Origin of the sequence: Ralstonia sp. 1138, from assembly GCF_040544795.1 — a bacterium.
GTDB lineage: Bacteria > Pseudomonadota > Gammaproteobacteria > Burkholderiales > Burkholderiaceae > Ralstonia > Ralstonia flatus.
In genome coordinates, this window is sequence record NZ_JBEPKQ010000001.1 from 800,516 (window position 1) to 819,008 (window position 18,493).

The 18,493-nt window shown below is 66.0% G+C and carries 20 protein-coding genes; 11 read left to right on the top strand and 9 right to left on the bottom strand.

Annotated features, from left to right (window positions below; genetic code table 11):
* Positions 1 to 33 precede the first annotated feature (33 nt).
* Complete coding sequence (locus tag ABIC76_RS03450) at positions 34 to 477, bottom strand: hypothetical protein (protein ID WP_354532979.1); 444 nt, start codon at positions 475 to 477, stop codon at positions 34 to 36.
* A 168-nt stretch (positions 478 to 645) separates the two neighbouring features.
* On the bottom strand, positions 646 to 1,461 hold the full coding sequence (gene blaOXA, locus ABIC76_RS03455; protein WP_354532980.1) for an OXA-60 family carbapenem-hydrolyzing class D beta-lactamase: 816 nt from the start codon (positions 1,459 to 1,461) through the stop codon (positions 646 to 648).
* Positions 1,462 to 1,653: 192 nt separating this feature from the next.
* Between blaOXA and ABIC76_RS03460 the strand changes: the two genes are divergently transcribed.
* The 3 genes from ABIC76_RS03460 (at position 1,654) to pcp (ending at position 4,491) form a co-directional block, all read left to right on the top strand.
* The gene (locus tag ABIC76_RS03460) at positions 1,654 to 3,252 is read left to right on the top strand and encodes a hypothetical protein (protein WP_354532981.1); all 1,599 of its coding nucleotides are present in this window, start codon (positions 1,654 to 1,656) and stop codon (positions 3,250 to 3,252) included.
* Between the two features lie 85 nt (positions 3,253 to 3,337).
* Positions 3,338 to 3,757 carry a MarR family winged helix-turn-helix transcriptional regulator gene (locus tag ABIC76_RS03465; RefSeq protein ID WP_027679426.1) on the top strand — a complete coding sequence of 140 codons (420 nt, stop codon included), beginning with the start codon at positions 3,338 to 3,340 and terminating at the stop codon, positions 3,755 to 3,757.
* 86 nt (positions 3,758 to 3,843) lie between these two features.
* Entirely contained in the window at positions 3,844 to 4,491 is a 648-nt protein-coding gene (pcp, locus tag ABIC76_RS03470) for a pyroglutamyl-peptidase I (RefSeq protein WP_354532982.1), read from the top strand.
* Positions 4,492 to 4,523: 32 nt separating this feature from the next.
* On the opposite strand, the gene ABIC76_RS03475 is transcribed toward pcp, so the two are convergent.
* The 3 genes from ABIC76_RS03475 to ABIC76_RS03485 are packed head-to-tail and all read right to left on the bottom strand — an operon-like array spanning position 4,524 to position 6,090.
* The gene (locus tag ABIC76_RS03475) at positions 4,524 to 5,150 is read right to left on the bottom strand and encodes an FMN-dependent NADH-azoreductase (protein ID WP_354532983.1); all 627 of its coding nucleotides are present in this window, start codon (positions 5,148 to 5,150) and stop codon (positions 4,524 to 4,526) included.
* Entirely contained in the window at positions 5,147 to 5,596 is a 450-nt protein-coding gene (locus tag ABIC76_RS03480) for a GNAT family N-acetyltransferase (RefSeq protein WP_354532984.1), read from the bottom strand. The genes ABIC76_RS03475 and ABIC76_RS03480 overlap by 4 nt, the downstream gene beginning before the upstream one ends.
* Positions 5,593 to 6,090, bottom strand: coding sequence for a carboxymuconolactone decarboxylase family protein (locus tag ABIC76_RS03485; RefSeq protein WP_102065871.1), 498 nt, complete (start codon positions 6,088 to 6,090; stop codon positions 5,593 to 5,595). The genes ABIC76_RS03480 and ABIC76_RS03485 overlap by 4 nt, the downstream gene beginning before the upstream one ends.
* 76 nt (positions 6,091 to 6,166) lie before the next feature.
* On the opposite strand from ABIC76_RS03485, the gene ABIC76_RS03490 reads away from it, so the two are divergent.
* The 3 genes from ABIC76_RS03490 (at position 6,167) to ABIC76_RS03500 (ending at position 8,383) form a co-directional block, all read left to right on the top strand.
* Entirely contained in the window at positions 6,167 to 6,685 is a 519-nt protein-coding gene (locus tag ABIC76_RS03490) for a MarR family winged helix-turn-helix transcriptional regulator (protein WP_354532985.1), read from the top strand.
* A gap of 116 nt (positions 6,686 to 6,801) precedes the next feature.
* Positions 6,802 to 7,470 carry a PadR family transcriptional regulator gene (locus tag ABIC76_RS03495; protein ID WP_027679432.1) on the top strand — a complete coding sequence of 223 codons (669 nt, stop codon included), beginning with the start codon at positions 6,802 to 6,804 and terminating at the stop codon, positions 7,468 to 7,470.
* A 91-nt stretch (positions 7,471 to 7,561) separates the two neighbouring features.
* Positions 7,562 to 8,383 carry a siderophore-interacting protein gene (locus tag ABIC76_RS03500; protein WP_354532986.1) on the top strand — a complete coding sequence of 274 codons (822 nt, stop codon included), beginning with the start codon at positions 7,562 to 7,564 and terminating at the stop codon, positions 8,381 to 8,383.
* A 23-nt stretch (positions 8,384 to 8,406) separates the two neighbouring features.
* On the opposite strand, the gene ABIC76_RS03505 is transcribed toward ABIC76_RS03500, so the two are convergent.
* Positions 8,407 to 8,658: a hypothetical protein gene (locus tag ABIC76_RS03505; protein ID WP_354532987.1), complete on the bottom strand. Its 252-nt coding sequence runs from the start codon at positions 8,656 to 8,658 to the stop codon at positions 8,407 to 8,409.
* Between the two features lie 215 nt (positions 8,659 to 8,873).
* Here ABIC76_RS03505 and ABIC76_RS03510 point away from each other — a divergent pair, with 215 nt between their 5' ends.
* Entirely contained in the window at positions 8,874 to 10,463 is a 1,590-nt protein-coding gene (locus ABIC76_RS03510) for a methyl-accepting chemotaxis protein (protein WP_354532988.1), read from the top strand.
* Positions 10,464 to 10,484: 21 nt separating this feature from the next.
* Here the strand turns inward: ABIC76_RS03510 and ABIC76_RS03515 are convergent, their stop codons facing one another.
* A complete protein-coding gene (locus ABIC76_RS03515; protein WP_354532990.1) occupies positions 10,485 to 14,036 on the bottom strand; it encodes an EAL domain-containing protein in 3,552 nt (1,183 codons plus the stop codon).
* Between the two features lie 683 nt (positions 14,037 to 14,719).
* On the opposite strand from ABIC76_RS03515, the gene ABIC76_RS03520 reads away from it, so the two are divergent.
* From ABIC76_RS03520 to ABIC76_RS03535, 4 genes are all read left to right on the top strand, one after another.
* Positions 14,720 to 15,028 (top strand): FeoA family protein, encoded by a 309-nt coding sequence (locus tag ABIC76_RS03520; protein ID WP_102065866.1) that lies wholly within the window; start codon positions 14,720 to 14,722, stop codon positions 15,026 to 15,028.
* 46 nt (positions 15,029 to 15,074) lie between these two features.
* Positions 15,075 to 16,940 carry a ferrous iron transport protein B gene (gene feoB / locus ABIC76_RS03525; protein WP_102065865.1) on the top strand — a complete coding sequence of 622 codons (1,866 nt, stop codon included), beginning with the start codon at positions 15,075 to 15,077 and terminating at the stop codon, positions 16,938 to 16,940.
* The gene (locus tag ABIC76_RS03530; protein WP_102065864.1) at positions 16,937 to 17,257 is read left to right on the top strand and encodes a DUF6587 family protein; all 321 of its coding nucleotides are present in this window, start codon (positions 16,937 to 16,939) and stop codon (positions 17,255 to 17,257) included. The genes feoB and ABIC76_RS03530 overlap by 4 nt, the downstream gene beginning before the upstream one ends.
* Before the next feature lie 106 nt (positions 17,258 to 17,363).
* Entirely contained in the window at positions 17,364 to 17,669 is a 306-nt protein-coding gene (locus ABIC76_RS03535; RefSeq protein ID WP_004627974.1) for a hypothetical protein, read from the top strand.
* Positions 17,670 to 17,678: 9 nt separating this feature from the next.
* Here the strand turns inward: ABIC76_RS03535 and ABIC76_RS03540 are convergent, their stop codons facing one another.
* Complete coding sequence (locus tag ABIC76_RS03540; protein ID WP_102065863.1) at positions 17,679 to 17,930, bottom strand: hypothetical protein; 252 nt, start codon at positions 17,928 to 17,930, stop codon at positions 17,679 to 17,681.
* A gap of 96 nt (positions 17,931 to 18,026) precedes the next feature.
* Positions 18,027 to 18,482, bottom strand: coding sequence for a ferric iron uptake transcriptional regulator (gene fur / locus ABIC76_RS03545; RefSeq protein ID WP_354532991.1), 456 nt, complete (start codon positions 18,480 to 18,482; stop codon positions 18,027 to 18,029).
* Positions 18,483 to 18,493 lie beyond the last annotated feature (11 nt).

Consider the following 18,493-nt stretch of genomic DNA (forward strand, 5'->3'; position numbering starts at 1 on the left):
ACAAACAAGGCGGGGATTTCCCCGCCTTTTTCATTACTGGTAGGACAGCGTCACCACCGCGAGCGCTGGCTCCACCCCCGGCGAGCGCGACAAGGTGAGCGTGCCGTTGTTTGCCGTCAGCAAGCTGGCCTTGAAACCGCCGTATTTGACCAGGACGTCCGCCTTGCTGCGTGCATCGCCCACCCGCAGGGGCCTGAGCGACGATGCCCCACGCGCCTCCACCGACACATCGACCGGCACGGCCCGCACCGCCGTCGAGCGAAAGTCGAGCACCACCTGATCGCCGGACGCGGATGAACGCGCCTGCAAACCCTCGCCTGCGCCCGCCGCCCGCAGCGCTGGCTGCACACGGAACCCCGCCTCGACGATGGCGCCCGTGAAATAAATCACGCCGTCCTGGCTGCCGCCCGCAAGCGCGCCACTCGCTCCGACGGCCGTCGTGATGGCGACGGCCATTGCCTTGTAGACCCTGAACATAAGACCCCCCGGATGCCCGCCCCTCGGGCGATGTTTCGCGTCTGGTCGCCTTCCGACGGACCGCCGCAATAGTTTTTTACGATTTTCATCGTCCTCCAGATCCATCTCACTGTGGATTGCGGGCATCCCCAATTGCGGGTCAGATAGAGGAACCTGCAGCCGCGCGTCTCACGGCGCCGGCCACACGTCGAGCGCTTGCATCAACTGCTTGCCCAGCGGAATGCGTTTGGCCATATCGCCCTCGTGCGGCATGTCGATGTTCAGCGCAAACGCATAGACGCGCCCGGCACGCTCGACCCAGCCGACCCACCAACCGATCTCCGGCTGGTATTCGGTGGCGACGCCGGTCTTGGCATACAGCGCGGCATCGCCCTGCTGCTCGATCAACAGCATGCGGTGGACCATGTCCCACGTGCGCGGCTTGACCGGCAACTGCTTGAGCGCCATGCGGCTGGTGAAGCGCGCTTCTTCAAACGCAGAAATCTCCAGCGGGCCGCGTAGCCAGAATTGATCGATCACGCCGCCCAGCTGGCGATTGCCGTAATCGAACGCATCGACATACGCCTGCATGCGCTCAAACCCGACGCGGCGCGCGACTTCCTGATAGATCGGCACGGCCGACAGACGAATCGCCTCGGGCAACGCCATGTCGTGCTCCCACTGCTTGTAAGGCTGCGGCTTGCCGCCGTAGGGCAGCACTTCCTGGTCGTCGCGCACGGCGCCGGTGTCGAAGGCGATCAGGCTGTTCGGAATCTTGAACGTCGATGCCGGATGGATGCGCCGCGCGGCGCGCGCCGGATCGACGACATACGTGCGGTCGGCGCTGATGTCCATCAGCACGAAGGTGCCGGAGACGCCGGCGTCGTCGAACACGCGCTTGAGGTCATTGCGCACGACCAGCTCGGCATGAGCGGTGGCGGTGCTGAGGGCAACGGCGCAGGCCGTGAGGCCAAACGCGAAGGTCTTCGACCAGCGAGAGAACATGAAGGGCTCCATGAAATGAGTGAATGGCTGCCGGCTCGCGTCGATGCGGACAAGAGCCGGCGCTGCGCATCGTAGGGAGCGCGCCATGCAGCCGCCAGCGTGCAAGGCAAGCCTCACGTCACGCGCGTAACGCCTGTAACAAAGAGCTTGGCGCACAATGGCGCCACGTTTTCGCTTCGCCCGATTGTTTGCATGACGCCTCCGCCCCTGCCCGCCCTTCATGTCGAGCTGACCACGCCGCAAACCGTCGACGGCCGGCGTGCGCCGTTCCAGAGCCTGTGGCTGCTAGTGCGACTGGCCTACGCGCATCGTCTGTCGCCAGAGCAGCCGCTGGTGCGACTGGCCGACCTGCGGGGTGCCGTATCGGACGCAAGCACCCAGCGCATGATGATCAGCCGCGCCTTTCGCGACTGGCAGAACTGGGGCGTGCAAGCCGGCTGGGGCGAACAGCGCGACCGCGAGCCGCGCTTTCTCAACGCAGACAAGCGCAGCCAGGGCCCGTTCTGGCTTACGCCCGAAGACGCGTCGCGCGTGATCTGCCTGGTGGAAGGACGGATTGCCGATGACACCGATGTGCGCGCCTTCCTCGGTATCGCCGCGCCGGAGGGCAACCCAGATATGGGCGGTGAACCCAACGCCAGCGCACTGTCCGGACCCGCCCCCGGCACGCCAAATCCGGCTTTCTGGCACGCCTTTCTGACGGCGCGCCACGCCATGCGCGAAGGCCGCCTGCTGCATGCGCTCAGCACCGGCACAAGCACCTCCGACACCGAGCGCGGCGGCGCCCTGCTCGCCTTGCGCCACGCCGGCGACGCCGCAGACAACGACTTCCAGCGCGCCCTCGTCACCCTGGGCGAGGCAATGGCCGCGCGCCGGCTGGGCGATTCGACACGCGCCAGCGCCTTGCTCTCGCAACTGCGTGCGCACCGCCGGCAGCGCCATGTGCTGGGCAACGATTACCTCGCGGCCATGGAGCGCATCGTCACCGCATGGTGCGCGTATGACCGGCGCGACCTCGACTTTGCCGCGGGCCTGCTCGCGCGCTTGGCCGACGCCGAACCCAGCCGCAGCCTGCTGCGCTATCACCCGCAGATCCGTTTCGAGTGGAACAACCTGAGCGCACTCATCGAACGCGCCCGCCTGCTCTACGCCGATGCCGACGGCATTGCATCAGACGTACGCGCCCAGGCCGCGCAGCGCATCGTCGCGCAGTTCGAAACCGCGCTTGCTGCCGCGCTGGAAAGCCAGGCCTCCGACGCCGTGCAGCAAGTCGCCGCCAACCTCGGCATGACGTGCTGGCTGCTGCGCGATGTGCTTGGCAACGCGGTACATGCCGACGGCACGGTCGATGCCGTCCGTTGGCTGGCCATGAGCGAATGGCAGGCGCTGCGCAACGGCGGGCCGCTGCAATCGGCGTGGAACGCCATCGCGCTCATGCGCATTGCACGCGCCGATACAAGCCGCACTGCGCTGACGTTGAACGACCTGCGCGCGCAGGCCGGGCCGTTTGCCGAAGCCTTTGACGCGCGCTACTGGCCCCAGCGCTGGGCCGACGTGGCGGCGCTGCGTCTGCGCGAACACGACAGTGGCCGTCATCGCTACGGCCACGTCCAGGTGAGTGGCCTGCTGCTGGAGCTGGCGTGGTTTGCCCACGCAGACCGCGATCACGCCACCGCGCGCACGACGATGGAGCGCCTCTCGCAAACCATGCAAGACCTGGCGCCGCACGATCGCGCGTACTTCGTCCAGGCACTGAAGCAACTGACGCAGATGGCGGAAACGCCGCCCTGAGCCGTACGCGGAGCTGCACTCCCAGTAGATCGATGGAGGGATAAATTCGTTGCATCCCTAACGATCCGTCGCTAGACTGCCGCACATGTTTGATCACTGCCTGTACTTCAACACCACCGCGCTGGCGCGCTCCGTCGAACGCGAATGGGCGGCAGCGTACGCGCCGTTCGGCCTGACGCCGCCGCAAGGCTTTGTGCTGCGCGTGGTGCTCAAACGGCCCGGCGTGCTCAACCGCGAACTGGCCGAGGTGCTGGGCATTGCGCGGCCCACCGCCACGCGTCTTGTCGATGGCCTGGTCGCCAAGGGGCTGGTGGAGCGCCAGCCGTCCGCAGAGGATGGCCGCGAGTGGAACCTGTTCCCCACGGAAGCGGCCCGAGCAGTGGAAGCCGCGCTGCAGGCCGCCAGCGCCAAGGTGGCGCGGCGCTTGCGCGAGCACGTCGGCGCAAGCGCGTTCGACGATACGGTGCAGGCCATCCGCGACGTTCGGAGCGCGCTGAACACGTAAGACAGTAAGACAAACGGGGCGGCCATTGCCGCTTTTTTGATCATCAAATAGTTGCATCACTACGCATATCAACCAGGAGCGCGCGCATGACTACCGTTCTCGTCACCGGCATCGAGCCGTTTGAATCCGACCCGACCAACCCTTCGTGGGACATCGCGCACGCGCTCGACGGCACGCAGGTGGATGGTGCGGTCATCGTGGCGCGGCAACTGCCGTGCGTGTTTGGTCTTGCCAACGAACAATTGGTGGAGGCGATCGAGGCAACATCGCCGACCCTGGTGTTCGCGCTCGGGTTGGCCACGGGCCGAACGGAGATCTCGGTGGAGCGCGTGGCTATCAACGTGATCGACGCACGCATTCCGGACAACGCGGGCAATCAGCCCGTCGATACGCCTGTGGTGCCCGATGGGCCGGCGGCGTACTTTTCCACGCTGCCGATCAAAGCGATCGTGCAAACGCTGCGCGAGGCCGGCGTGCCGGCGGGCGTGTCGCAAAGTGCCGGCACCTACAACTGCAACCACCTGTTCTACGGTTTGATGCACCACATCGCCACCCGCGCGCCGCACGTGCGCGGCGGCTTCATTCACGTGCCGACCACGCCCCAGTTGGCGGCCCGGCATGCGGGCCGGCCCAGCCTTTCGATCGATACGCAAATCGAAGGGATCCGTCTGGCCGTGCGTACCGCACTGGCCACGCGCGCAGATGTGAAGGTCAGCGGCGGGGCCGTCCACTGACACGCGCACCGCCGGGGGCGGGCCCGACGCAGTCAGGCAACCAGCGGCATGAGCAACATCCGCGCGGCCAGTTCCTGCCGGAACCCTTCGAAGGCCTGCATGGCGGAATCGGCGCCGCGCGCGGTGTTCTGCAAGCGGATGCCGGCAACTTGATGGATGCCCACCGTGGCGAACACGTACCGCAGATACGGCATCAGGAAATCGGTCTGCGCGTGGGCACCATCGAAGTTGCCGCCGGAGGCGGACACCACCAGCACCGAGCGATCGGTCAGCGTGCCGACCTTCCCCTTTGGCGTGCGGCGGAACGTGCGCTCCGGCCGCACCACCAGATCGATCCACGCCTTCAGCGCCGAAGGCACCGTGTAGTTGTGCACCGGTGTGGAGATCAGCACCGCGTCCGCCGCCTCCAGCTCGCCGATCAGCGTTTCCGACAGCGCAAGTTGCGCGCGATGCGCTGCGGTGCGCTCGGCGTCGGGCATGAGGCTGGCCTCGATGAAGGCGGCATCGGGATGCGGCAGCGGCGTCGCCGCCAGGTCGCGCTCGATGATGCGCAGGCCACCGGAGGCTTGCGCCAGTTGCGCAATCACGAACTGCGCACCACGCCGACTGTGCGAGCGATCGTCACGGGGGCTCACAGCCACGTGCAGCAGGGTTGTCATCGCATTGCTCCAGGTTGCGTGTTCATGCCAAACCGCAAGGCGCCCGCAAGCAGCCCGTTGCGGTAATAGAAGCGATGGCCGAGCACGTTGGACAGCGGCGTGTCGAGCACCAGCCTTGCACAGCCCAGACGCTCCGCTTCGGCCTTGAGATGGTCCATCAGGACATTGCCGAGGCCACTGCTGCGCAGCTTGGCATCGGTCACAAGATCATCGACATACAGGAACGGCCCGTAGACGAGGTTTTCCTGCTGGCGATAGCCCGCAAGGGCAACCGGCGCGCCGTCACGCCAGACGGCGATAAGGCGATAGCCGTCTTCCACCTGCCGACGCCAGCGCGCGGCCAGTTCGTCCGCGTCGGCAAGGTGCGGCCGCAATTGCTGCATGAGGGGAAAGCACGCACGCAGCGCGGCTTCGTCATCAATGGGGCGGATGGTGTCCATGGTCATGCACCCTCCGCTGCCGCCGCGGCCGGCACCTGCGGGGCAAAACGCATCGCAACGGCAATGCGGTTCCACGCCTGGATGTTGGCGACGGCGGCCGTGAGGAAGGCGACTTCCGTCCGGGAAAAATGCTCGAGCACGGCGTCGTATTCGTGGTCTTCCACGCCGTGGCCGGCAGCGCGGGCCAACGTGGTCAGCGCCTCCGTCCAGGCCAGTGCGGCGCGCTCACGCGGGGTGAAAACGGCCGGCGTGTCGCGCCAGACCGCCACCAGATCCAGCTTGGCCGGCGCCACACGCAACTTGCGCGCGAGGTTCAGGTGGAACTGCACGCAAAACGCGCAGCCGTTGATCTGCGATGCGCGCAGCTTGATGAGTTCGGTCAGCGGCTTTTCCAGCCCAGAGGCGTCCACCGCCTTGCTGAGCGCCTGCAACGCCGGCGCCACGCCGACGGCAGTATCGACAAATTCCGAGTAATCCATGCGCGGGGAAAGATCTTCCATGGCTGGCTCCTGAAGGGGTTCGGGTGGGATGAGTGGTAATATCAGTGTTCGAACATCATATTCGAACTCTTACATCATGAGCAAGCGCACCCCTGTTGCCTCCGAGGAACACGACACATCCGCCAACGCGCCCGCCATTCCCCAGCCCGGCCAAGGCAAACGCGGCGAAGAGGGCTATCTCGGCTACCTGCTGCGCCAAGCCAGCGCCGCGCAGCGGTTGCGCATGGAGCGCGCCATGGCCGACGTGGGCGTCACACTGCCGCAATTCCTGGTGCTCACGATGCTCCGCGCCTACCCGGGCATCTCGAATGCCGACCTCGCCCGGCTGGCCATGCTGACGCCCCAGACGGTGAGCGTGATCGTCACCAACCTGGAGCGCAGCGGCGCCATTACCCGCCGGCCCCACGCCGTGCATGGCCGGATCCAGCACATCGACGTCACGCCGGAAGGTTCCGACCTGCTCGCCGCATGCCGAGACCGCTCAAGCGGCATCGAGCAGGATCTGGTCAACGGGTTCACGCCGGAAGAAGAAGAGGTGGTGCGGCGCTGGCTCGTACACGTCGCCAAGCTCGGCAACGACAAGCCTGCCGCCTGATCCGAGGTCAGTTTTTTTCCTGCCGCCCCCACGGATGTCCTTGACTTCCGGATGGCCGCCACTATCATGCGATGTATCTTACGATATATCTGATGATGCTCTTCAGGAGAACGGCAATGCGCGGATGGTTTGGACATCACCCCAGGATGTGGATTGAAAAACACTTCATGATGGGCCGCCACGGTCATGGCGGCCACGGCTTCGGACGCGGCATGGGCGGCTTTGGCGGCCCCGGCGGCTACGGAGAAGGCGATGACGAGGGCGGCAGCCCCTGGCGTGGCCGACGGCTCAGTTCAGCCGATCTGCAACTGGTACTGCTGGCGCTCCTGAAAGGCACCCCGCGCCACGGCTATGAATTGATCAAGGCGGTGGAAGAGCACTCGCTTGGTTTCTACACGCCAAGCCCGGGCATGGTCTACCCGGCCCTGTCGTACCTGGAAGATCACGGTTTTGCTTCCGTCACCGTCGAAGGCAACAAGAAGCGCTACGGCATCACGCCCGAAGGCGAAGCCTGGCTGGCGGAGCGCCAGAACAGCGCCGACGCCATCCTCGCGCAGCTGCGCGCCATGGGTGAGCGCGTCAAGCGCATGAACGAAGCCATGGCCTTCGACCGCGAAACCGACAATGCCGCCGAATGGACGGACACGGGCCACGACCCGCTGCGCACCGCGCGCTGGCGCCTGAAGTTCGCCCTCATGGAAAAACGCTTCGCTTCGCGCGAAGAACAGCAACGCGTGGCAGACATCCTGCTACGTGCCCTCAAGGAAATCACCGGCGAGCGGTAAGCGGCCAGCAGCATCTGTTCAGCCAACCCGGGGCGATGTTCGGTCGCCCGGGCCACCGCGTCAGTCCAGTCGGTTCATTCCGCAGCCATCTATGTTTGCCTTCAATCGCACACAAGGTCTCATGTCGCAGCTGCTCAGTTCTGTCAAACCCGCCACACGCCGCGTGCGTGTGCGCGCCATCCATACGTTGTCGCCCCGCATGCGACGCGTGGTCTTTACCGGCGTGGCCGCCACGGATCTTGCTGATCTGGCCGAAGCGCCGCCCGGCGCCGCCATCAAGCTGATGTTTCCGCACGATCGCGCGGGCAACGGCCGAACGCTCGGTCGGGCCTACACCATCCGCCGGTATCACGCGGCGCGCGGTGAACTCGAAATCGATTTTGTCGTGCACGACGAAACGCCGGCAGCCCAGCACGGCCCCGCCGCACGCTGGCTCGAGCACGCCGCGCCCGGCGATGAAGTGGAATTTGCCGGCCCGAAGCGCGGTTTCCGTGCCGACCCCGCCGCGCCTTGGACGCTGCTCATCGGCGACGAAACCGCGTTGCCTGCGATCTTCGCGATCCTGGAGACGCTGCCTGAGCACGCGCAGGTGCTGACCTACATCGCCATTGGCGATGCCCGCGCCCGGCTGCCGCTGGAAGGCGCCTTGGCCGCGCACCCGCGCAGCCGCCACATCCATTGGGTGGAAAGCGATACGGCGCACGCCGGCGCCATGATGGTCGGCGCGCTCAGCGCGCAAGCCATGCCGGCCGGCACGCCGCAGGTGTTCCTGGCCGGCGAGGCGTCGTTGCTCAAGCAGGTGCGCACGCTGCTCGAAGGCGCCTGGGCCGTCCCGCACGACGCCATCGACGCCAAGGGCTACTGGACAGCCGGCCTCTCGCGTGAAGAACGCAAGGCGAGCGAGGCGCGCTGATCCTGGCGTCGCGTTGTGTCGCGTCAGGTCGCGACTTCTGCCTGGGGTGTGGTGCCCCTCACCCACTCGCGCAACAGGCGCTGCCCGTGCAGCAGCGCCGCGTCCATCGCTTCGCGCGGCGAGCCGAAGGTGCATCCGGGCCGCACCGGCTGCGAGCCCGATAACGATTGCCCTTCGGCCCCGCGAAACACCACCTCCACGCGTGCCTCCCAGCCCCGTCCACTGGCGGGCACCACGCGCGGGACGATTTCAACGTCTCCACAGATCTTGTGCACTCGTTCCTCCATCTGCAGCGCCTGAACGGCGCATTGCCAGCAACGTAGCAACGGCCATGCCAATCTGCGCCGCGCCTGGAATTTGATCCAGATCAACTCGCGGCGCCGGCATCACCTTTAGGCCGCCCGCAGCCTGCCGATGCAAAGAAGGACAGCGAGCCTTTCAAGCTCACGCCTCCTTCCGATACTCCGCGCCCACGAAGCGCGGCACCACCATGCGCAAGAACCTGCCGGTCACCCAAGCCGAAACCGCCCTCAACCCGACGGACTACCTCATCTCCCGCACCGATCTCAAAGGCCGCATCGTCTTCGCCAATCCGGCGTTCGTGCGCATCAGCGGCTACACGCAGGAGGAGCTGGTCGGCGCGCCGCACAATCTCGTGCGCCACCCCGACATGCCGGAAGCCGCCTTCGCGGATTTGTGGGCCACGCTGCAAGCCGGCAAGGCGTGGCGCGGCTTCGTCAAGAACCGCCGCAAGGACGGCGGTTTCTACTGGGTGCTGGCCAACGTGACGCCGGTGTTTCAGAACAACGTGGTGGTCGGCTATACGTCGGTGCGTTCCATGGCGACGCCTGCGCAGATCGCGCGCGCGCAACGCGCCTATACCGCCATCAACGAAGGCGACACGTCGTACACCGTGCGCGCGGGCCGCATTCTGCGCACAGGATGGCGGCGCGCGGTCAATCTGTTCCAGATCGACAGCCTGCGCTTCAAGGTAATCGGGCTGCAAACGCTGATTGCATCGGCCATCCTGATCGGAACGGGCTGGGCGCACATCGCGCTGGAAGCGGCCGATCTGCATGGCGCAGCGTGGCTCGTGTTCAGCCGCGACTGGCTGTGGCTCACCGGCGTGGGTTGTGCCGGGCTGGCGACGATGTCAGGCGTGCTGCTCGCACGCACGCTGATCCGACCGCTGGAAGAAGCCGCCACGCTTGCCACGCGACTGGCCGCCGGCGACCTGACCACCGTGGTCGAAGTCCGCTCCAGCGACGAGCTGGGCGAAGTCATGCGCGCCATGGGCACCATGCGCGCAAGCCTGTCGTCGATCGTGCGCGACATCCAGGACGGCGCCGCCAACGTCGCGCACAGCACGCTGCAGATTTCCGCGGGCAACCATGACCTCTCCGCGCGCACCGAGCAGCAAGCCGCCGCGCTGGAAGAAACCGCATCGAGCATGGAGGAGCTGACCTCGATGGTCGCGCAGAATGCCGACCACGCCCGTGCCGCCAGCGCCCTTGCCGAAGAGGCCTCCACAATCGCGGCCGACGGCGGCCAGGTCGTGCAGCGCGTGGTGCAGACCATGGACGCCATCCGCGCCGACAGCCAGCGCGTGACCGAGATCATCGCCACTATCGAAAGCATCGCGTTCCAGACCAACATCCTGGCGCTCAACGCAGCGGTGGAAGCGGCCCGCGCGGGCGAAGAAGGCCGGGGCTTTGCCGTCGTTGCCGGCGAGGTGCGCAACCTGGCCCAACGCAGCGCGCAGGCCGCCGCACAGAGCAAGGAGATCATCCGCGCATCCGACCAGTCCGTGCGCGACGGCGTTGATCTCGTCCACAAGGCGGGCGCCACCATGACGCAGATCGTGCAATCGGTGCAGACCGTCACGCAGCTCATGTCGGAAATCTCCGCCAGCTCGCGCGAGCAGAGCAGCGGCATTGCGCAGATCAACGCGTCGGTTTCGCAGCTCGATGGGGTCACGCAGCAGAACGCCACGCTGGTGGAAGAAGCGGCGGCCGCCACGTCGGTGCTGGCCCGCCAGTCGGAAGACCTGAAGCACGCCATCGCCGTGTTCCGCGCGTAGCGCCGCAGCGGCAGCGCTGCCTTACACGGTGAAGCGCGTGTCGCGTTCCAGCAAGGCCGTCACCGCCTCAGGCAACAGCGGCTCGCTGAAGTAATAGCCCTGCAGCACATCGCATTGATGGGAGGCCAGGAAGGCCGATTGCGCAGCATCTTCCACGCCTTCGGCACACACCTTCACGCCAAGGTTGTGGGCGAGCACCACGACGGTCGTGCAGATGGCGGCATCGTTCGAATCGCGATCGATGTCCTTGACGAAGGCACGGTCGATCTTGATGAGGTCGATCGGCAGGCGCTTCAAATACGCCAGGCTCGAATACCCCGTGCCGAAATCGTCGATGGCAATGCGCACGCCAAGCTGGCGAATGGCCGTGAGGTCTTCGATCGTGCGTTCGGTGCCTTCCATCAGCATCGACTCGGTCACTTCCAATTCAAGGAAGCCGGAGCCGAGGCCGTACTGGCGCTGCAGCTTGAGCAGCGTCGGCAGCACGGTGCCGCGCTTGAACTGCAGCGGCGACACGTTCACCGCGAGCGTCAGGTCATCCGCCAGGCCGCGCTTGTGCCATTCGGCGCGTTGCTGCGCGGCTTCAGTCAAGACCCAGTTGCCGATCTCGACGATCAGCCCGCTCTCTTCGGCCACCGGAATGAACGCAGCCGGCGGCAGCAATCCGCGCGTCGGATGAATCCAGCGGATCAGCGCTTCCAGCCCGCACACGCGGCCGGTTTTGGTGTCGATCTGCGGCTGGTACAGCAAGCGGAACTGGCCCTGCTCCAGCGCAGCACGAATCTGGTGCTCCAGGTTCAGCCGGTACGACACGCCGATATCCATTTCCGGCGCGAAGAATTCCAGGCGGTTGCGGCCGTTCTGCTTGGCGTAGTACATCGCCATTTCGGCATGGCGGATGAGGCTATCGGCGTCGGCGCCGTGCGCCGGATATTCGGCCACGCCGATGCTTGCCGTCACGAACACTTCGTGCCCTTCCACGCGCACCGGCTCGGCAAACAGATCAAAGCCGAAGTCGACGCCGCGCGAACCGGCGTGCGAGATCACCAATGCAAACACGTCGCCACCAAAGCGTGCCACGGTGTCCACCGTATCGGCGGCATCGCGCAGGCGCTCGGCCACCCGGCGCAGCACCTCGTCGCCCAGCAGGTGGCCGAGGCTGTCGTTGACGACCTTGAAACGATCGATGTTGACGAGCGCGACATAGAAGCGGCTGCGCTGGCGGGCGGCCATTTCCACCGACTGCTGCACCCGGTCGGCCAACAGCGTGCGGTTGGGCAGCCCCGTGAGGGGGTCGATGGTGGCGTGCTGGGCCAGGCGCGTGCGCGTCATCTCCTGCTCAGTCACGTCGTCCTGGATGCCGACGTAGTGCGTCACCGCGCCCTTGGCGTCGCGCACCGGCGAGAGCAGGAAGTTGTTCAGGAACGCGTGGCCGTCCTTGCGGAAATTGCGCAGCAGCACGCGGATCTCGCTCTCGTCGCGCAGCGCGGTCCGCACCTCGTTCAACGCGGGCTGCCCAGGCTCGGACGAATGCAGAAAGCGCGCGTTGCGGCCCAGCACTTCTTCTGCGCGATACCCCGTCATGCGCTCGAAGCCGGGGTTCACATACACGATCGGCAGATCGGGCTGCTGCGCGTCGGCCACGGTAATGCCCGACGGCACCGATTCGACCACGCGGCGCAGCAGGCGCAGTTGCTCGTCGGATTCACGCCGCTCGGTGATGTCCTGCATGGTGCCGAACAGCGCGATGACCTCGTCGCGCTCGTTGCGCTCGATGTTGCCGCGCGAAAGCACCCAGCGGTGCTCACCGTCGCGGCGGATCATCTCCAGCTCCAGCGAGTACGGCTCTCCTTCGGTCACGGCGCGGCTCGCGGCGTCGCGCAGACGGTTATAGCTGTCGGCGGTAAAGAACTGCGCCTGCTGGGCGAAGGCCGGCGGCGCACCGGGCGGCATGCCCGTCAACACGTACATGCCCGACGACCACGTGGTCGAGTCGCGCAGCACATCCCAGCGCCAACTGCCGAGGAGCGCAATCTGCTCCGCCACGCTCAGGTTCGCTTCGCTGCTGCGCAGTTCCTGCTCGATCGCGGAGCGCTGCGAGATGTCGGTCACCCCGCCGACCATGCGCACGGCGCGGCCGTCCTGATCGCGATACAGGCTCGCGCGAATTTCCACCGTGCGTGTGGCGCGATTGGCGTCGATCACGCGACAGACGTGCTGCCAGTTGTCACGGTCCGAATTCAGTACGGCGCGCAGCTCCTGGGCGAAGGCATCGACATCGTCCGGATGTACGAACTGGTGGAAGGTCAGCGTGCGCGAGGTGCCGCCCCCGGTGCCATCGTCGTCGCCCTGGCCGAGCAGGGCATCGCTGCCCAGCAGCCGATGCAGGCTGGCGTTGGCCCAGGACTCGCCGGTCGCGATATCCCAGTCGAAGATCCAGTCGTTGGTCGCGCGCGCCACGCGCTGGAAGCGTTCGGTCAGGCGGTGGACCGTGGCGTCGTGCCGCTGGATGGCGGCGCGCATTTCGTTGAAGGTGCGCTCCAGCAGCGAGAGTTCATCGCGCGAGGCACCGTGCTCGGGCACGCGCGCCGAAAAATCGCCCGTTGCGTAGTGGCGCGCGGCGTCGACGAGCGCGTCGATGCGCGGCATGACCATCCGCCGCAGCGCCATCTGGATCAGCGCGAGCAGCATCACGACCATCAGCAGAATGGCGCCCCCGCCGGCCAGCGTCACGTTGCGCTGCTGGCGAACGATGTCGGTGGCATCCACGCCGCGCACGATGCGCAAATGCCCGCCGGCAGCATGCGGCACCACCATGGCGGCATAGGCGCGGCGCACGCCGTCGGTGTCGTCCAGCAGCAGCGGCTCGCCGGGCTGCTGCCCCGCCGAAGCCAGGAGCGGCCCGCGCACGACGGCCGGCACCTGCGCCGCAGCCAAGGTGCCGTGATTCGACAGCACGTTGCCGTCCGCATCCACCAGATAGACTGGCGCTTCCGGCACGCCTTCAATGGCGGCCGCAATCAGCGCGCTTTGCCGTACGGCCGCATACGCCACGCCGCGGATGGCGCCGTCGCCGCCTGCCATCGGCCGCGCCAAAATCAGGACCGCCTGGCTGGAGGCGCGTCCGGTCACGAACGTCGACAAGGAAGACCGCCCCGTCGCCAGGATCTCGTTCAGGTAAGGCCGGTCCGACAGATCGATGCCAAGCTTCGCCGTGTCCGGCGTGCATACCAGCTTGCGGTGCACATCGATGATGCCGAGGTTCGCGAGTTCGCTCTGATTATGGAAGACGCGGTTGACGAAACTGCTGCACTCCTGCGGCTCCATGCGCAGCGCCGAATCGTCGGCAAGCACCACGGAGAGAAGCGTATTGGCGTTGGAGAGCACCATGCCGACGCGCGCAGCGGCGGCCTCGGTTTCGTGGGTCAGGTGCTGGGCAAGGTGGTCATTGAGCCGGTCACGGTAAAGCGCCACACCGGCAATCGCCACGACGATGGCCGGCAAGGCGGCCACCGCGGCCAAGGCGAGCAAGCGGCCGCGCAACGTGGTGGGAAAGAGAGCGTGCTTCGGCACTTGAATGACCGGTAGAGCCTTATGTGGAGAGCGGATGCACTCTGCGGTTGCACGATGCGCGGCTCAAGGACCATCCCTCGGCGCACGATGCAGTTGCGGCATCGTGCCGGCTGACGGCTGACGCAGTGCGCAAGCATTTTGCTTGCAATTCCTATCGCACGCAACTTGTGGATAGTCTGTAGTCGACCCGGCCGCAAATCGGCGTGGCAGGCCGCGCGAGGGGTGATGGCAGTGTATGCAGTGTGGCGCGCCAACTGTCGTTGCCGCTGCCTTGGCCGACCGCGATACACGTCCAGGGCCGCAGCGTCGGCACCGTTTGGAGCAGGTCGCTGCGGGGGCACGCGCCCATAGAAAAAGCCACCGGATAGCGGTATCCGGTGGCTTCAAGAATACGCTTTGAACGGGGAAGTTCAGCGCAGTTGAAGGATAGGCAAGGCCCCCGGTCAGGCCAATACCCAGGATAGGGTAATTTGGGAAAAACCCTGCATGGGCAGCGGATTTGGTCGCTCGCCCCTTCCGCGTGTGCCTTCTGCACAACGCCCGGATCCGTAACAACCCGTCCTCCGAAATATCCATCCTGGCGACCGGGTGCCGCAGCCCGTCACATGGGATGTTGCGTTATAATGAAAACGATTCGCATTTAGCTTCTTTGCTGTACCACGTTAAGTTAACGATCACGCACGATGCGGCTTTCCGAGCTTTCCCGCCGGGCGACGGCGGTGGTGGATCACGTTGAAGACCGTGAACCCGCCGATCCCATCAGCCAACGCCTGCGCGAACTCGGGTTCGTGACGGGCGAAGAGGTGCGCGTGGTGGCCGTCGGCCCGTTCGGCGGCGACCCGCTCGTCGTGCAGGTGGGCTTTACCCGCTTTGCACTGCGCCGCCAGGAGGCTGCCCGCGTGCGCGTGCGCGCCGAACCGGCCACGCAACCCGCCGCCACCATCACCGCGCCCGAAACGGCCTCGCCCGCAAAGGTGCGCGAGGCGGCATAGCCCGCCTCCTATTGCCGCAGCTTTACGGCTCCGCTTATCCGGCTTCATGCAGATGCACGCTTCTTCCTCCTCCGCTTCAACCCCCGCATTGCGCGTTGCGCTGGTTGGCAACCCCAACTGCGGCAAGACCGCGCTGTTCAACCTGCTGACGGGCAGCCGCCAGAAGGTCGCCAACTATGCGGGCGTGACGGTCGAGCGCAAGGAAGGCCGCTTTACCGCCCCATCGGGCCGCCATGTGCAGATTCTCGATCTGCCCGGCGCCTACAGCCTGGTCGCCACCAGCCCGGACGAGGCCATCACGCGCGATATCTGCCTGGGCACGTTCCGCGGCGAGTCGCGCCCCGACATGCTGATCTGCGTGGTCGACGCCACCAACCTTCGGTTGCACCTGCGCTTCGTGCTGGAACTGCAGCGCCTGGGCTTGCCGATGGTGCTGGCGCTGAATATGGTCGATGCGGCCGAGCGGCGCGGCATCCGCATCGACCGCGCCAAGCTGGAAGCCGCCCTGGGCGTGCCCGTGGTGCAGACCGTGGCCATCAAACGCAATGGCGCGGCCGACCTTGTTGCCCATATCGATCACGAACAGCTGCCGGCCGTGCCGGTCGGGCTGCCGGCCGATGCGGATCCGCACGTTGAAGTGAAGCGGCTGCTCGATACCGCCGTGACCATGCCGCGCAGCACGGCCGAGCTGGACGACCGGCTCGACCGTATCGTCCTGCACCCGGTGCTGGGCCTGATGCTGCTGGCCGTGCTGATGTTCTTCATGTTCCAGGCCGTGTTCTCGTGGGCGCAGCCGCTCATGGACGGCATTCAGGGTGCCGTGGAAGCCGTGGGCGTGTGGGTCGGCAACGTCATGCCCGACGGCATGCTCAAGAGCCTGCTGGTCAACGGCATCATCGCCGGCACGGGCAGCGTGCTGGTGTTCCTGCCGCAGATCCTGATCCTGTTCCTCTTCATCCTGTCGCTGGAAGAATCGGGCTATCTGCCGCGCGCGGCCTTCCTGCTCGACCGGTTGATGGCAGGCGCGGGGTTGTCGGGGCGCTCGTTCATTCCGCTGCTGTCGAGCTTTGCGTGCGCGATTCCCGGCGTGATGGCCACGCGCACGATTCAGGATCCGCGCGACCGGCTGGTGACGATTCTCGTGGCACCGCTGATGACCTGCTCGGCGCGGCTGCCCGTGTATGCACTGCTGATCGGTGCTTTCATCCCGGTGCGGCAGGTGTGGGGCCTGTTCAATCTGCAGGGGCTGGTGCTGTTCGGGCTGTACATGGCGGGCATCGTGTCGGCGCTGGTCGTGGCCTATGTGCTCAAGTACCTGAAGCGCGATCGCAACGAGCACCCGCTCATTCTCGAATTGCCGTCGTACCGCCTGCCCAGCGTGCGCAACCTGATCGTCGGCCTCGTCGAACGGGCGCGCATTTTCCTGCGCCGCATCGGCACGGTCATCCTCAAGATGATGGTGGTGCTGTGGTTCCTTTCGACGTTCCCGGCACCGCCGGCCAACGCCACGCTGCCGGCCATCGATTACAGCTTTGCCGGGATGATCGGCCGTGCGCTTGAAGTCGTGTTCGCGCCGATCGGCTTCACATGGCAGATGTGTATTGCGCTGATCCCAGGCATGGCGGCACGTGAGGTGGCCGTGGGCGCGCTGGCGACGGTGTACTCGCTGTCGGCAACGCATGAAGATGCGGCTGCGCAGTTGGCGCCGATCATCTCGCAGCAATGGTCGCTGGCCACGGCATTGGCCTTCCTGGCTTGGTACGTCTACGCGCCGCAGTGCATCTCGACGCTGGCCACCATCCGCCGCGAGACCAACTCGTGGAAGGTCATGGCGGGCACCGCCGGCTACCTTTTCGCGCTGGCCTACCTGGCCGCTTTCGCCACCTACCAGATCGCACGGGTGCTGACATGAGCGTGTACCACGTTGTCGAAACCGGCGTTGTCGCCACCGTCGTGGCGCTGAGCGCGTTGTCGCTGACCGGCCGCTATGCGCCGGCGATGCGTGCCCGCACGGCGGCGCGCGTGGCAGGCTGGTGTGATCGGCCGTCGCGGCCGGGCTGGATGCGCGCCTTCGGGCAGCGCTTGCTCACGCCGGGCGAGGCGCCTTCCTGCCACTCCGATCCGCTGTCGGGCAGCGCATGCGGCAGTGGTTGCAGCGGCTGCGCCTCAGGTGAATCGTCATCCGCCACCCCGGTCGAACAGCCGATCCACTTCGTGCGGCGCAAATAACAGCCGACGCAACGCCACAACACTCACGGGCTCGCATCACGCGGGCCCGTTTTGTTTTTGCGCAACGCAGGCGTAGACTGGTCCAAACCTGAACGGGGGACGCGTCATGACCGAAGAGTTGCTGGTCCAGTTGATTGCGGAAGTCGAGAAGGAAGACCCGGTGGATTTCGCCAACCTGCCCTTCGACGAGCAGATGTTGCGCGACCTAGTCTGCAAGCTGGTGTCGCGCCAGCTGACGCAAATGGAAAATGCCCACTTCAGCCAGGACGAGGTGATCGTCTCGCTCACCGCGAGCATCGCCAAGCTGGTCCTCGAAAATCTCGTGCTGAATGCGCGCCTGCTGGCACAGCAGGGGCACGGCGAAAGCGCACGCGCGCTGCTGGAGCGGATCTCCCGCCAGGCGAAGGGATAAGCAGCGCAGTTACCGGGCCGGCACCACGTTGTACTGCGTGCGGGCGCGGGTCAGCAGGCGCTTGGCGACGGACAGGCCGCGAATGGCGGCGGCATCGTCGTCCACGGGAAAATCAAATTCGGCGCTCCAGTTGCAGCCGGTGTGATCGGGGCGGTGAATGCACATCGCGCGCAGTTGGCACTGTGCGCATTCGGGATGTTGCTGGACGCAGCGGGCCAGCAAGGTCTTGAGTTCATCTTCGGACTTCAGACGGCGTTGCATCGGCATCTCCTGAATAACAGGGAGTTGGAACCCCGAGCGCGCGGTGAGTTTCGCCATGATCCCGTCGATACTGTTTCAGCAAGTTACCGGGTCACATCAGGCATTCAACCCTATCGCGCCGGACACGCCCGCACTTGCCTGACACGCAGGGCAGACGCCGTAGAGCGCCAGCGCGTGATCGCGCAGCACGAAGCCGCGCTCGTTGGCCACGCGCTCCTGCCGCGACTCGATGGCGTCGTCGTGAAACTCTTCCACGCGACCGCACGTCAGGCAGATCAGGTGATCGTGATGCGCGCCCTCGTTCAGCTCATACACCGCATGGCCGGCCTCGAAGGTATGGCGCAACAGCACGCCGGCATCCACCAGCTGATTGAGCACGCGATAGACCGTCGAGATGCCGATGTCGAGTTCCGACGTGAGCAACTGGCGGTACACATCTTCCGCGCTCAGGTGGCGGCTGTGCTCCGTACCGGCGGTGAGGATTTCCAGAATCTTGACGCGCGGCGATGTGGCTTTGAGCCCGGCCCGGCGCAGGTCGGTCGAGTTTGGCATGGCGTTCGTTG